Consider the following 13,005-nt stretch of genomic DNA (forward strand, 5'->3'; position numbering starts at 1 on the left):
TCATTATAGACGTTTCAGGTGGAGGCTATTTGGGGATACTTCCCTCAATGCCTTCCACATACCAGTTCATACCTGCCAACACATCATGGGCCAGCACTTCGCCTTCCTTGACTTTCAATTCACCCTGCTGGTTTTTAATAGGGCCGGCAAACGGATGAATTTTCCCGGATTTGATTCCGTCAATCAGCGCATTGGCTTCATCGGCCACATCCTTGGGTATAGCCGGATTCATGCTGGCAATCTCAATATCACCGTCGGCCATTCCTCCCCAGAAATCCTCAGACTTCCAGGTTTTATCCATCACTTCCTGAACGGTCTTGATATAGTATGGACCCCAGGAATCCACGACGGATAGCAAGTGCGCTTTTGGACCGAAACGGGACATGTCAGAGGCTTGCCCGACAGCAAATACCCCACGCTGTTCAGCGATCTTCATCGCCGCAGGACTGTCAGTGTGCTGCAGGATAACGTCCACGCCCTGGTCAATCATCACATTGGCGGCGTCTGCCTCCTTGGCCGGATCGAACCAGGTGCTGACCCACAGGATCTTCAATTCGTAGTCGGGATTCACCTTGTTCATTGCCAGGCGAACCGCATTGATGTCTCGAATAACTTCCGGAATCGGGAAAGAGGCGATATAACCGATCTTACCGGTCTTGGTCATCCGTGCAGCCACATAACCAGAAACATAGCGACCTTCATAAGTATTGGAAATGTAGGTTCCCATGTTCTTGCTGCGCTTGTAACCGGTCGCATGCTCAAATACCACCTTGGGGAATTGCTTGGCCACTTTGGCTGTCGCATTCATGAACCCGAACGACGTGGTAAATATCAGGTCGTGACCTGACTTCGCCAGATTACGGATGACCCGCTCGGCATCGGCACCTTCCGGTACGTTTTCCACGTAGGTGGTTTTGACTTTATCACCAAAATATTTTTCGACGGCCAAACGTCCCTGGTCGTGTTGATAGGACCAGCCATGGTCCCCGATCGGGCCAACATAAACAAAACCTACTTTAAAAGGTTCATCGGCGGCCATGGTTCCTGCGCTGAACAGAGACACAGCCAAGCCGAAGCTCATAGCCAATTTCCGGGTCCACTGTCGGACACTGCCTTTTAACATGTTGCATACACTCCTTTTGGTTGGAGATTGTTGGTGGTTTAGCGAAGTCGCCTGTTTAAGCCTGACCATCTGGTCAGATTTTCGAGAGCTAAAGCAATTTCCTAACCAAATCAGGAAAATTGCCAACACAACGGTTTATTACTTCTATAGCACTGAATAATAAGTGTTCCTAATTGCCGTCATTTGGTGCAATCGGCAAATTAAACGCCCCAAACCCGAGCCAGATGTATCAAAATTTGACCAATTGGACAATATGTTCCACGACAAATTAACACAATCCGCATCAGATTGATCCCGGGTTTTCAGCTTTCATTCAAATTCGGCTCACCCCCACTTCGAGGGCGGTGGTTCATACGCTTCCAGAGACTGGAGCAGCGTCAGCGGATTGTCTTCAACGATCAACATGTCCTTGTAACTCTGGCGTACAAAGGATTCACTCACCATGTGCTGGATGAAATCGATCAACTTATTGTAGTAGCCGTTCACATTCAGAAAGGCACAGGGCTTTTGATGATATCCGAGCATTGCCCAGGTCCAGGCTTCAAATATTTCTTCCATTGTCCCAGCCCCACCCGGCATGGCAACAAATGCATCAGCCAGAGAGGACATCATTGCCTTTCGCTCATGCATGTCTTTCACCACATGGAGTTGAGTCAGGCCAGTGTGAACAATTTCCCTATCTTTGAGAGCAGTAGGAATCACTCCGGTTACTCGCCCTCCTGCAGCCAGCACCGCATCAGCCACAGTCCCCATCAACCCCACATGACCGCCACCAAACACGAGCTCCATGTCACGTTCCGCTAATAATGTTCCCAATCTGACTGCCTGCTCAGCGTATACAGGAAGCCTGCCATGGCCGGAGCCGCAAAATACCGCTACTTTCATTCTGTGTTTTTCTCACTCCTGCATTCGTGATCTTTTCAATCTGCGGAATCTGCCAGGATCCATTCCTAGTTCAACGGAATATCCTGCTGGTCTTTCCGCTGCTGATAATTATCGGACATCACGCCATATTGGGATTTCAACTTTGCCAGCCTGTCCAGCCAATGAGTCCGCTGTTCTTCACTGCCCTGTTGAATCATGTCGAGCAGATAGTGAGCGGTCCAGTAATGGTTCTGACGGCAGTAATGTCCGTCCTTGCAATCGAAAACCTCTTCAAGGATTTTCAGATCATGGGGAATATTGAAGCTGTCACGGGAATCAAAATAACTAAAGACGTAGTAAAAGTTATCGAACCCACTCCAGGTGATGGCAGACAGGCACAGAGAACACGGCTCGTGGGTGGAAAGAAACAGGCAGTCTTTTGGATCAGGACGCTCTTCAGCGGGCATCGCCCAAAACTGGTTAAGACAGGAAATTTCGCCGTGGAACAGAGGATTTTGGGTTTCCTGATTGGTGGCAGCCAGCACCAGAGAATAATCGGATTTACGCAGAATGGCGGCGCCGAATACCTTATTGCCCGCCTCGGTCCCGGCCTTGGTCAGAGGAAGAATATCCTTCTCCATGACCTCCAATAATCTGTCGGTAAGCTTATCGCTCATTCTCTACTCCTCTCACCATGGGGGTGTCTGATGATTATCCCGAAAACGCCGGACACACCCAAAGGTATGAACTCCGGCATTCTTAACAGGGAGAGAAGGTTACAACGAACAGAGATAAGAGCAAAGACTAAAAAGCCCGGCGGCGTCCCCGCCCCATCAGCCCAACGATCATGGACTGGATCACTAGCAGAAAAATCACAAAGATCAGGATACTGTAAAAAATGGCTGGGTTTTCGTTTTTGAAGGTGATCAGCTTATAAAACCATCTGTAGATAAAGGGAACATATTCATCTCCCCCATAGGAATTCATCTGGCTGGCATTGCGTCCTGACCGGTCCCTGCCTGAATCCCCATAATTCAGGGCCCGCCTCTGATATTGCTCCCGCTCCAGAAGGTCTGCCCCCACTAACCCGCGGATTTCATCCAGCTGAGCGCCGATCGTACTTCTGATGCTTTTTCCAATACCCCGCACATCGCTTTGCAGGCTGCCCCACTTCTGAGCGATAGCCTCGCTGTCCATCACATCACTGACACTCAGGTTACCTGAAGCTCCCCATACCTGATCTTCCCACAGATCATTTTCAGGAAATGCGCCGCCTCCGGAAATGTTACCGTATCCGTCATATCCGGCTCCCCGGCTTCCCCAGCCCGACTCGGAGCGGATGTCGACAAATGAGGAATTATCCCAGTATTCAACATCGTCGTACTGGGCGCTCAGATCTGACAGGGATTCGTCTTCAAACACTTCTCCGGGAACCAGATATTCCACATTACCGGCGAAATCTGCATCAGACAAAGAACGGGACGAGTCCCCCTTAGCTATATGACCAGCTAAACCGGGAGCCATTTCAATAGCATATGGGACTCCACTGAATGCGAGGAGTGCCAAAACAATAATGATGTGTTGATATATATATTTCATACTCTTTCGGACGATCCTGTTAAGTCCGACCCGCTACCAGCCTGGGCAATGAATTCCTGATTTCAGCGACCCCAAGGTCATACAGGCTGGTGAAATTAAAATGCCTTCTGGCATTTTATCGGATTCTACGCTCTATAGTTAACCCTTCTGTCACAAAGACCGGGTTTATTCTGATTATCTGAAAATATACGACTCTCTAGCCTAATTGCCTGTTAGGCAAAATAAACGCCAGAAAACGATTCGCTTTGTATTTCAAAAAGTTGATTTCTTCGGAGGAATCAAATTGTAAAAATATTCGACAGATTTGAGGTCATTGATGGTCCTTTATCAGTAGGTTGAAACAGGGCACGAATAAGCACTCAGGAGAGTAGCTTATTCATCATTTTCCTTGGGAGATACTCGCTCACGCGCTTTCGAGGCCAGCTCTTTTCCTCTGGTCCCCCTGACAAAGCCAATATCATAGTGAAGCGCTGTTTTCGCCAGCATATGGGCGGTTACCGGCGCAGTAATAAACAGAAACAGTGTGATCAGCAACTCATGAACACTAAGCTCTGCCTCAGCAAGGCTAATCAGGGCAATGGATGCGACAAGAAGGCATCCCATTCCCAGAGTAGTTGCTTTAGTCGGGGCATGCAGACGGGTATAAAAATCCGGTAGCCGAACCAGGCCAATGGATCCGATGAGCGCAAAGCCTGCACCAGCGACAATCAGAATGGAAACGAGCAGCTCTACCAAAAAACTCATGCGGTTGCTCCCTCACTCGCCATATGGCCACGGCCTATCAACTGCTCTTTATCTTTCAAGAGATCTTCACCTGCCATGTAGCCCTCATCGTCTAATCGACCCTTGGCAATAACCGTTCTATTCAATGATGTCGCCTCTCAAAAGGTATTTGCACAAGGCAGCGGTGCCCACAAACCCCAGCATTGCGATCAACAGTGCTGCCTCAAAAAACAGGGATGACCTCAGGAATATGCCGAATAAGATAATCAGAGCGATGCTGTTCACATACATCGTATCCAGCGTCAGAATCCGATCTGGAAGATCGGGTCCCAGATACAGCCTCCAGAGATTGAGTAGCAGGGACAGACAGATCATCCCAACGGCAATCATGATGGCCCAGTTCAGCATCCGAATACCTCTCTCAATTTGCGCTCGTATCGCTCTTTGATCTGTTGGATCAGCGCTTCTTCATCTTCCATATGCAAGACATGGACATATAGCCATTTCCTGTCCTTGGTAACTTCTGCGCTAACTGTCCCCGGTGTCAGAGAAATCGTGCTTGCCAGTATAGTCAGCATCAACTCATTGTGGGTCTCGATCGGTACGGCCACAAACCCTGGCTTCAGGTTCTTCATTGGTCCCAGAATTCTGATCGCCACCTCGATATTGGCAACGACAATGTCATACATCACCATCAAAACATAACGGCATGCCAGTCCATAACGTTGTACACGCGGCTGCGGCGTATGCAGCCCGGCAACCACTAAAGGAATAAGAAAAGCGAGAATCCCTCCTAGCACAATGTGTCCGGGAGCGAGTGTATTGTTCAACCCCAACCACACCAGCAGCAGGAATATGCTGTGTAAGGGCATGGGGAAGAGCCTGAAGGAAGATTGCGCTTTCATGGTTCATACCCTTCCGGCAGTAAAGCATATACCGACTGCGATCGATCGTGCAGTTGATCCGCCGCTGCCTGGGAATATTCCACCATCGGACCGCCGAATATCACCAGCAGGGGGGATGCGGCAAGTAACAGGTAAACCGCTGCCAGCTTAATGCCTGCAATCGGTTCGCCTGGCAAAGGATCACCATGGCACCGCCAGAATAGACTGGTTCCGGCTCGGGAAAGTGCGATCAACGCAGCCAGACCACTTAATAACAGCAACGGCCATATCCATCCAATCGTTGGCCAGGCCACAGTGGACTGCAGCAACATCAACTTGCCGACAAAGCCGGACAACGGGGGTAATCCAACCACCGCCATCGCCGCGATGAAAAATGCGATACCCACCGCCACCGGCTGACGCATTCTTCTTGCGAGAACAAAACGGTCTTCCGCTTTACCTCTTTGCTCCCAGATCAGATCGGCCAGCAAAAACAGCGCCCCGGAAATCAACGTGGTATGCACCATATAATACAGAGCGGCTGCGGTAGCCTCAGGGGTCTGCAGCGCCACAGCAATCAGCAGAGTGCCGACAGAGACAACAACCAGATTAGCCGTCAGAATTCTCAGGCCTGGACTGGCAAGGGCTCCAATAGCGCCAACAACCAATGTCAGCAGAGCCAAAGGCCATAACCATGGTAGAGCGATATGAGCCAGCTCACCGGCGCCGGCACCGAAAATCACCGTATGAACCCGTAGTATGCTGTAGATCCCCACTTTGGTCATGACAGCGAAGAGCGCCGCTACCGGCGCAGCAGCAGCGGAATAGGTGCGCGGCAACCAGAAATGAAGTGGCAGCATTGCCGCCTTGAGGCCGAACACCAGAAGCAATAGCATCCCTCCGGCCTTTGCCAATGCCCGCTCGGCAGCATCAAGCTGGGTGATTTTGATGGCCATATCCGCAATATTCAGAGTGCCTGTTGTGCCGTAGAGCATACCCAATGCAAATAGAAACAGCGTTGAGCCAATCAGATTCAGTGTCACATAGTGAAGTCCGGCACGGGTCTTGTGCTTACCGCCGCCATGAATCAAAAGTCCGTAGGAAGCAATCAATAACACTTCAAAAAACACAAACAGGTTAAAAATATCCCCGGTCAGAAAGGCTCCGTTAATTCCCATCAGTTGGAACATGAACAGAGGGTGAAAAAAGCGTCCTCCCTGATCATCCCCTCCACAGGCATAGAGCAACGCACCAAACGCCAATACAGCCGTCAGCGCGACCATCAGTGCAGCTAACCGGTCAGCGACCAGCACAATTCCGAACGGAGGCTGCCAGTCACCCAGTACATATAACATGGTCCCCGACACCTGGCTCTTCATCATCAACAAAACAGCCACAACCACCACAGCACCACATGCGGCCAGTCCAAACAGCCTTTGTTTCTGAATAGAGTTCTGGACGGGCGGCAGCAATAACAGCACCCCCGCCAGCATTGGCAGGATGATGGGGAGTATTGGCAGATGCTCGATCAAGATTTATACCCCCGATGCCGGTGTAAAGCGGATTCCTCAGAGGGAATGCGACCATCAACATGGTCGTTACCCAGGTCCGCCCGACCGCGCATAGCGAGAATCACCACGAATGCGGTCATCGCAAATCCGATCACAATGGCGGTCAGCACCAGCGCCTGTGGCAACGGATCAGTATAGTCACCGGTACTGTTGAGCACGGCTGCCGCTGCCAGTTTGAGACGGCCACTGGAGAATAGAAACAGGTTGACCGCATAGGATAGCAGCGTGATGCCGATCACCACGGAAAAGGTTCTTCCCCGTAACGTCAGAAAGACACCGCAGGCGGTCAGCAGCCCGACACAAAATGCATAAACAGCTTCCATAATCTTAATTCGCTCGACGTTATCCGGGATTAGTGTTGCTCTGAAGGTATCCGTTCACTGGTGGTCAGTTGTCCAAGATTCGCCAATATCAGCATCGTGGCACCAACGACCGTCAGGTATACCCCCAAATCAAATAAAATGGCGCTGGCCAGCTCAAAGTCACCGACTATCGGGAGATGAAAATGATCAAACCATGAAGTCAGGAACGGCCGGTCAAACATCCAGCTCCCTCCCCCGGTGAGTCCGGCAATCAGGATGCCACCCGCAATCATCCACTGGTAGCTCATGGTTATTCTGGGCTTCACCCATTCCACCCCGTTGGCGATGTACTGTTGAATGATCGCCACCGATGTGATCAGCCCGGCAATAAACCCTCCCCCCGGCGCATTATGCCCGCGCAGGAATATATAGGCCGACACCAGCAGCGCCAACGGCAGTAAACTCTGAGAAATGACAGACAAAATCAACGGTCGCCGGTCCAGACTCCAGGTACGCCCCGTTTCGTCACTGGACGGCATATACAACCGCATGGCAGCAATTAACTTGAAAATGCCCAACGCGGCTATGCCCAACACGGTTATCTCGCCCAAGGTATCGAAGCCGCGGAAGTCCACCAGGATGACGTTTACCACATTGTCGCCACCACCGCCGGTCTTGCTGTTTTCCAGGTAGTAATTAGAAATGGTGTCAGGCGCGCGTGTCATGATGGCGAAGTTAATGGTTCCCACGACACCACCGATCAGCAATGCGATAGCAATATCCCGGGTAATTCGTTTCGGGCTGGATTCCTTCGGCAGTTTCTGGGGCAGGAAAAACAGAGCCAGCAACAGCAGGATGATAGTGACGATTTCAACCGCCAGCTGAGTCAATGCCAGATCCGGGGCAGAGAAATAAGCAAAGGCGATGGCCACCACCAGTCCCACGACGGACAACATCAGCAATGCCATCAACCTGTCACGGTGCCAGATAACCGTGGCCACCGCTCCCATGGATAACAGCACAGCACCGGTCAGTACCACACCATTGAGCTCCAGCAGTTGTCTGGCTCCCTCGGTGTGCTTGAGGTCCAGCAATGGTCCGGCCATAAAGATCAATGCCATCACCATCATGATGACGATGTAACGCTGTAGGGAGCTGTTATCGATGTATTCGATAAACTGCGCGCATCGATTCACTAACCGCTGCACCCAGCGTTCAAAAATAAACTTGGCATCCTGATCCTCAAACTGGGCCTGGAACTGAAACAGATGGCGCCGGTTATAGTAGACAATCAGCCCTCCGGCCATGGCCAGACAGCTCATTAGCAGAGGCAGATTGACCCCATGCCAGATGGCAAGACTATACTCCGGCAGTTCGCCGTTAAGCACAGCGGAAGAAGCCGCCGCCAGGATGCCGGATACAATATAGGTGGGAAAAATCCCGACCAGCAGACAGAGGCCTACCAGAATCTCCACCGGTATTTTCACATATCGTGGAGGCTCCTTTGGCGTCTTGGGCAGATCGATCGGCTCACCATTAAAGAACACGTCATGAATAAAACGCAGCGAGTAGGCAACGGAGAATACTCCACCAATCGTTGCCAACACCGGGATCATCCATGACAGGGAGCCCAGAGTGTCCTGGTCAAGTGTTTCAGCGAAGAACATTTCCTTGGATAGAAATCCATTCAGCAACGGCACACCCGCCATGGACAATGCTGCGACCATTGCCAGGGCTGCCGTATGGGGCATGTATTTCCATAGGCCATTTAACTTGCGCATGTCCCTGGAGCCGGACTCATGGTCGATAATGCCGGCGGCCATGAACAGAGAAGCCTTAAAGGTTGCGTGGTTGATGATATGAAAGACTGCGGCCACCGCCGCCAATTGAGTATTCATACCAAACAACAGCGTAATCAACCCCAGGTGACTGATCGTTGAATAAGCCAGCAATCCTTTCAGGTCATGTTTGAACAACGCCATGTAGGCCCCGAATAGCAAGGTGGCGAGGCCCGTCATACTCACCACGATAAACCACAGCTCTGTTCCGGAGAGCACCGGATAGAACCTGGCCATCAGGAAAATGCCGGCCTTAACCATCGTGGCCGAGTGCAGATAAGCACTGACAGGTGTGGGGGCGGCCATGGCATGAGGCAACCAGAACTGGAAGGGAAACTGGGCAGACTTGGTAAAAGCGCCCAACAACACCAGAAACAGAACAAACGGATAAGCCTGATGGTCTCTTAACAGGTCTCCGCTGTTGAGAATATCATCCAGGTTATAGCTGCCGACCAGATGCCCCATCAACAGCAGACCGGCAAGAAGTGCCAGCCCCCCTGCCCCGGTCACCGTGAGAGCCATTCTGGCGCCTTTTCTGGCATCAGACTTGTGGGACCAGAAGCTGATCAGCAAAAATGAGCTGATACTGGTGAGTTCCCAGAACATCCACAGTTGGATGACATTGTTGGATAGCACAATCCCCAACATGGCGGTCATGAACAGGATGAGGTAGGCATAGAAACGCCCAATGGAATCATTGGAGGACAGGTAATATCTGGCATAAAGAATCACCAGCAACCCGATTCCCAATATCAGTCCGCAAAATAAGAGACTCAGGCCATCCATCCTGAAGGCGATATCCAATCCCAGAGAGGAAAGCCACTTGGCGTGGTATTGAATGGTTTCACCCTGCAATACGGAGGGAGCAGTCAGCAGCGCCAACACCATGGATACGGAAGGAAGGACCGCAACGGAAAAAGCACAGACATTTCGGCCAAAGCGGGAAGTCAACAAAGGGACCAGCGTACCCAACAAGGGTAACAACGGAATCCATATAAGACTCATTAAGGGTAACGCTCCTGTTTACGACGTTTTACTCCTCAGTGCCTGGCCGGCGATCCGCCAACAACGACAGTGAACAGATTTTTCTGTTTATCTTCTTGGTTTTCGGGGATTTAAACACAGAGAAACTGACAAAATTATCCCGTCAGTTCAAGCTTTTTAGAGAATATTAATTTTCTTTTATCTCTTGGGACAGTGCTCGTTTGTCTCTTGTGATAGTGCCCGCTTGTCTCTTGAGATAGTGCCCGCTTGTCTCTCGTGATAGCGCTCGCTCCCCCCACGATCAAGACGTACTCACGTTAGACAAAACCCGGCTCCTGACGCAGTTTCGCCCATCTGATTTTGCCTGATACAACGCATCATCCGCCTGTTGCAGCAGACCTCCCTCATGCGCCGGGTCCTTCGGTATACAGCTCGCCACCCCAAAACTGGCAGTCAGGTGAATATGTTGGAGGCCCTGAACCATGTCTGCTTCAGCGATTTTCTGACGGAGATTCTCCGCCATGGTAACAGCGGCTTCCAGTGGCGTATTCACCAGCAATACAACAAACTCCTCTCCCCCGTATCTGGCCAGCACATCACCAGACCTGGAAATGCTTTGCCTGAGAATTCCCGCAAACTCCTTCAGGCAGTGGTCTCCGGCCAGATGCCCATAGTTGTCGTTAATACTCTTGAAGAAATCAATATCGCAAAGCATCAGGGACAAAGGTATTTGTTGGCGATGGGCACGGGCATACTCCCGCGAATACTGCTCGGAAAAATAGGCCCGGTTATGAATGCCGGTAAGAGAATCCGTAATGGACAACGCATGCAGTTTTTCGTTGGCTTCTTCCAGTTGGCCCAAAGTATTCCGCAACTCCATGGTTCGCTCTGTGACTTTCTGCTCCAGGTTTCGGTTTGCCTCTTCCTGGGTACTAATCAGCTTCTCCTGTGAGCGCAGCAACATCTGCTCCTGAATCAACACTTCTGCCTGTGCGTTAATACGCAATTGTTTTTCCCTGTTTATCCTGTCCGCCAGCGCAAACGAAAGTAACGACACCTGCATCAGTGCAGCAATCTGTGCGGCATTTTCGGTCCAGAAGTTGAGAACGACCAGGCCGAATTTCCCCAGCACCAGTATGGAAATTCCCAAAATAATGGCTGTCGACGCAAGACAGAAATAACGGGCATGTTCTCCCCCCTTCAGCCAGACCCAATACCCCGAAAACATGGCCACGGCACAGACTGGCAGAACCAAGCCTGTCGTGACTCGAATGGTAATGGTATAGGGGGCGAAAAAAGTGGCCAGGGTAACAAAGGCACTGATAATCACCAGTGCCTGCAATATCAAATGACCAATGGGAAACATCTGCTTTAACCGCAGGAAGTGGCTGCTGAACAATGCAAAAAACAACTCAGAGAAGCCTACAAAGGTGGCAATGGCAAAACTGTTGAAATGCACGGAATTTGGCCAGAAATAGGCATACCCATATCCTTTCAGGCAAATCTGGAAGAACAGGAAGCTGATAACAAAACCCACATAGTAGAGGTAGCTGGCATCCCTGACGGAGAAATATAGAAACAGGTTATACAGCACCATAATCCCCATGACACCGGCAAACACACCCTGCAAGAGGCGTGCATCCCAGGTCAGGGAGTAAAAAGTCTCCGGTTGCCACAGGGTCAAGGGAGCTTCCACCGTCCCTGCAGACTGCACTCTCAGCAGGAGCTCGTTTCGTCCTGGTGCCACGGACAGTGGCATGACAAAATTCTGATGCCTGACCGGGCGATCCATGAAAGGCTTCAGATCCCCCACTTCATATGACTGCTGCAGTTTGCCATCCACAAAATGGTAAAGCCGAACGTCGTCCAGAAAAGGGATAGGAAGTTCCATTAACTGGGTAATCGCCGTTGAGCCGGAATGATAGAGATCGAAGCGAAACCAATGCGCCCGATCGATAAAACCAAAATTCGGGGATTCTTTGTCGATTGTCTGCCAGCCCTGCACCTGCATCAGCACGTCTTCCAGGGTCAGCCGATTATTGCTGTCAACCAGCAATAACATTCTCGGACCGACACTTATTCCGGTATCAGAACGACCATCCGGCGGCAATTGTATTCGCGGGACCAAATGTTCGCCTATACTGATTTCCAGGACAGGCTGATCGAGTGCCACTGCCCCTTGCACCGGCAAGATCAGCAACAGGATTGCAATGATAGCGAAACGTATGAGGAACATGAGTTTCCTTGCGCCAATATCCCAAGACAGAACTACTGGATATTGCACGTTTTTATAACTATATCATTGGAGTATAGACAGATTCCGGCATCAGGCCCTACAAGGCAATTGCCAATTTGTGAAATTGTGTCATGCTTTAACTAATCAGAGCTGTACGACTCAGGGTCTTTCCATATTCCACAAGGCCCGGTAGGCGATTCATCATTTTGCTCCACAGGATCAGGAGGATAAATGAACACAAAAACCACCAAGTCCAGTTCGAAAAAAATCGCGAAGTCTTCTCGGGACATACCCGATACCATTCTTGATACAGAGGCTCCTGATACAAAGGCTAAAGAGCCGCCTCCGGAACAACCTTCACAAGCGGTTCAGCCTGACGAGGTACAGGCGGAATCTCAATTATCAGCCATCCGGGACCTTCTCTACGGCGCCCAGGTTCGCCAGATTAATCTGGATATCGATACCCTGGCTGAAAAAATGAATGATAGGATGCAGCAACTATCCGACAAGCTTGAGCAGTCTATCCAGGAACTCAACAGCACCTTCTCTGCCAAACTGGATGATCTGGGCAAACACCTGGAGTCACTCAACAAACAGAGATGTCAGCGAGAAGATGATCTTTCCGCGGACATTGATGACCTGCGTAATAAACTGAATGAGGCTCATCAGGAATCAGAACAGGCAGATCGGGCGTTGCACGACGAACTGCAGGCCGAGGCAGATCGCCTGACACGGGAAATGGCACGCCAGCACAGCCAGGCCATGGCGGAATTGAAAAAATCCTCACAGGAACTCTCAAGCAACAAAGCTGACCGGAAGACATTGGCCAATCTGCTTGCCAGCATGGCCGATAACCTAACGACTGATAAAGTGGGTTGACA

Annotated in this window: 13 protein-coding genes; 1 reads left to right on the top strand and 12 read right to left on the bottom strand. The window is 50.8% G+C overall.

The genetic code is table 11. The features are described 5' to 3' along the window. Positions 1–25: 25 nt before the first annotated feature. The 12 genes from BTA51_RS12765 to BTA51_RS12815 form a co-directional block, all read right to left on the bottom strand. Positions 26–1,123 carry a BMP family ABC transporter substrate-binding protein gene (locus BTA51_RS12765; protein WP_094707860.1) on the bottom strand — a complete coding sequence of 366 codons (1,098 nt, stop codon included), beginning with the start codon at positions 1,121–1,123 and terminating at the stop codon, positions 26–28. 324 nt (positions 1,124–1,447) lie between these two features. Then, positions 1,448–2,008, bottom strand: coding sequence for a TIGR00730 family Rossman fold protein (locus BTA51_RS12770; RefSeq protein ID WP_094707861.1), 561 nt, complete (start codon positions 2,006–2,008; stop codon positions 1,448–1,450). 65 nt (positions 2,009–2,073) lie between these two features. Beyond that, entirely contained in the window at positions 2,074–2,664 is a 591-nt protein-coding gene (locus BTA51_RS12775; protein WP_094707862.1) for a nucleoside deaminase, read from the bottom strand. Positions 2,665–2,791: 127 nt separating this feature from the next. Further along, entirely contained in the window at positions 2,792–3,586 is a 795-nt protein-coding gene (locus tag BTA51_RS12780) for a hypothetical protein (RefSeq protein WP_094707863.1), read from the bottom strand. Positions 3,587–3,958: 372 nt separating this feature from the next. Then, positions 3,959–4,330: a Na+/H+ antiporter subunit G gene (locus tag BTA51_RS12785; protein WP_094707864.1), complete on the bottom strand. Its 372-nt coding sequence runs from the start codon at positions 4,328–4,330 to the stop codon at positions 3,959–3,961. Further along, a complete protein-coding gene (locus BTA51_RS30775; RefSeq protein ID WP_256385721.1) occupies positions 4,327–4,455 on the bottom strand; it encodes a hypothetical protein in 129 nt (42 codons plus the stop codon). The genes BTA51_RS12785 and BTA51_RS30775 overlap by 4 nt, the downstream gene beginning before the upstream one ends. Beyond that, positions 4,448–4,717: a K+/H+ antiporter subunit F gene (locus BTA51_RS12790; protein WP_094707865.1), complete on the bottom strand. Its 270-nt coding sequence runs from the start codon at positions 4,715–4,717 to the stop codon at positions 4,448–4,450. Before BTA51_RS12790 ends, BTA51_RS30775 begins: the two co-directional genes overlap by 8 nt. Beyond that, entirely contained in the window at positions 4,711–5,214 is a 504-nt protein-coding gene (locus tag BTA51_RS12795) for a Na+/H+ antiporter subunit E (protein WP_094707866.1), read from the bottom strand. The genes BTA51_RS12790 and BTA51_RS12795 overlap by 7 nt, the downstream gene beginning before the upstream one ends. Beyond that, entirely contained in the window at positions 5,211–6,722 is a 1,512-nt protein-coding gene (locus BTA51_RS12800; protein ID WP_210404833.1) for a monovalent cation/H+ antiporter subunit D, read from the bottom strand. Before BTA51_RS12800 ends, BTA51_RS12795 begins: the two co-directional genes overlap by 4 nt. Then, positions 6,722–7,087, bottom strand: a complete 366-nt coding sequence (locus BTA51_RS12805) for a Na+/H+ antiporter subunit C (RefSeq protein WP_094707868.1) — start codon at positions 7,085–7,087, stop codon at positions 6,722–6,724. Before BTA51_RS12805 ends, BTA51_RS12800 begins: the two co-directional genes overlap by 1 nt. Positions 7,088–7,116: 29 nt before the next feature. Continuing rightward, a complete protein-coding gene (locus BTA51_RS12810; protein ID WP_094707869.1) occupies positions 7,117–9,909 on the bottom strand; it encodes a monovalent cation/H+ antiporter subunit A in 2,793 nt (930 codons plus the stop codon). Between the two features lie 280 nt (positions 9,910–10,189). Then, complete coding sequence (locus BTA51_RS12815; RefSeq protein ID WP_094707870.1) at positions 10,190–12,124, bottom strand: diguanylate cyclase; 1,935 nt, start codon at positions 12,122–12,124, stop codon at positions 10,190–10,192. 231 nt (positions 12,125–12,355) lie between these two features. On the opposite strand from BTA51_RS12815, the gene BTA51_RS12820 reads away from it, so the two are divergent. After that, the gene (locus BTA51_RS12820; RefSeq protein ID WP_094707871.1) at positions 12,356–13,003 is read left to right on the top strand and encodes a hypothetical protein; all 648 of its coding nucleotides are present in this window, start codon (positions 12,356–12,358) and stop codon (positions 13,001–13,003) included. The last annotated feature ends 2 nt before the right edge of the window (positions 13,004–13,005 follow it).

Origin of the sequence: Hahella sp. CCB-MM4, from assembly GCF_002260525.1 — a bacterium.
Lineage (GTDB): Bacteria > Pseudomonadota > Gammaproteobacteria > Pseudomonadales > Oleiphilaceae > Hahella.

Coding starts and splice junctions, on each gene's coding strand:
- BTA51_RS12815 (WP_094707870.1), bottom strand. CDS start 12,124: ATGTTCCTCATACGTTTCGCTATCATTGCAATCCTGTTGCTGATCTTG.
- BTA51_RS12790 (WP_094707865.1), bottom strand. CDS start 4,717: ATGCTGAACTGGGCCATCATGATTGCCGTTGGGATGATCTGTCTGTCC.
- BTA51_RS12820 (WP_094707871.1), top strand. CDS start 12,356: ATGAACACAAAAACCACCAAGTCCAGTTCGAAAAAAATCGCGAAGTCT.
- BTA51_RS12765 (WP_094707860.1), bottom strand. CDS start 1,123: ATGTTAAAAGGCAGTGTCCGACAGTGGACCCGGAAATTGGCTATGAGC.
- BTA51_RS12780 (WP_094707863.1), bottom strand. CDS start 3,586: ATGAAATATATATATCAACACATCATTATTGTTTTGGCACTCCTCGCA.
- BTA51_RS12805 (WP_094707868.1), bottom strand. CDS start 7,087: ATGGAAGCTGTTTATGCATTTTGTGTCGGGCTGCTGACCGCCTGCGGT.
- BTA51_RS12770 (WP_094707861.1), bottom strand. CDS start 2,008: ATGAAAGTAGCGGTATTTTGCGGCTCCGGCCATGGCAGGCTTCCTGTA.
- BTA51_RS12775 (WP_094707862.1), bottom strand. CDS start 2,664: ATGAGCGATAAGCTTACCGACAGATTATTGGAGGTCATGGAGAAGGAT.
- BTA51_RS12795 (WP_094707866.1), bottom strand. CDS start 5,214: ATGAAAGCGCAATCTTCCTTCAGGCTCTTCCCCATGCCCTTACACAGC.
- BTA51_RS12785 (WP_094707864.1), bottom strand. CDS start 4,330: ATGAGTTTTTTGGTAGAGCTGCTCGTTTCCATTCTGATTGTCGCTGGT.
- BTA51_RS12810 (WP_094707869.1), bottom strand. CDS start 9,909: ATGAGTCTTATATGGATTCCGTTGTTACCCTTGTTGGGTACGCTGGTC.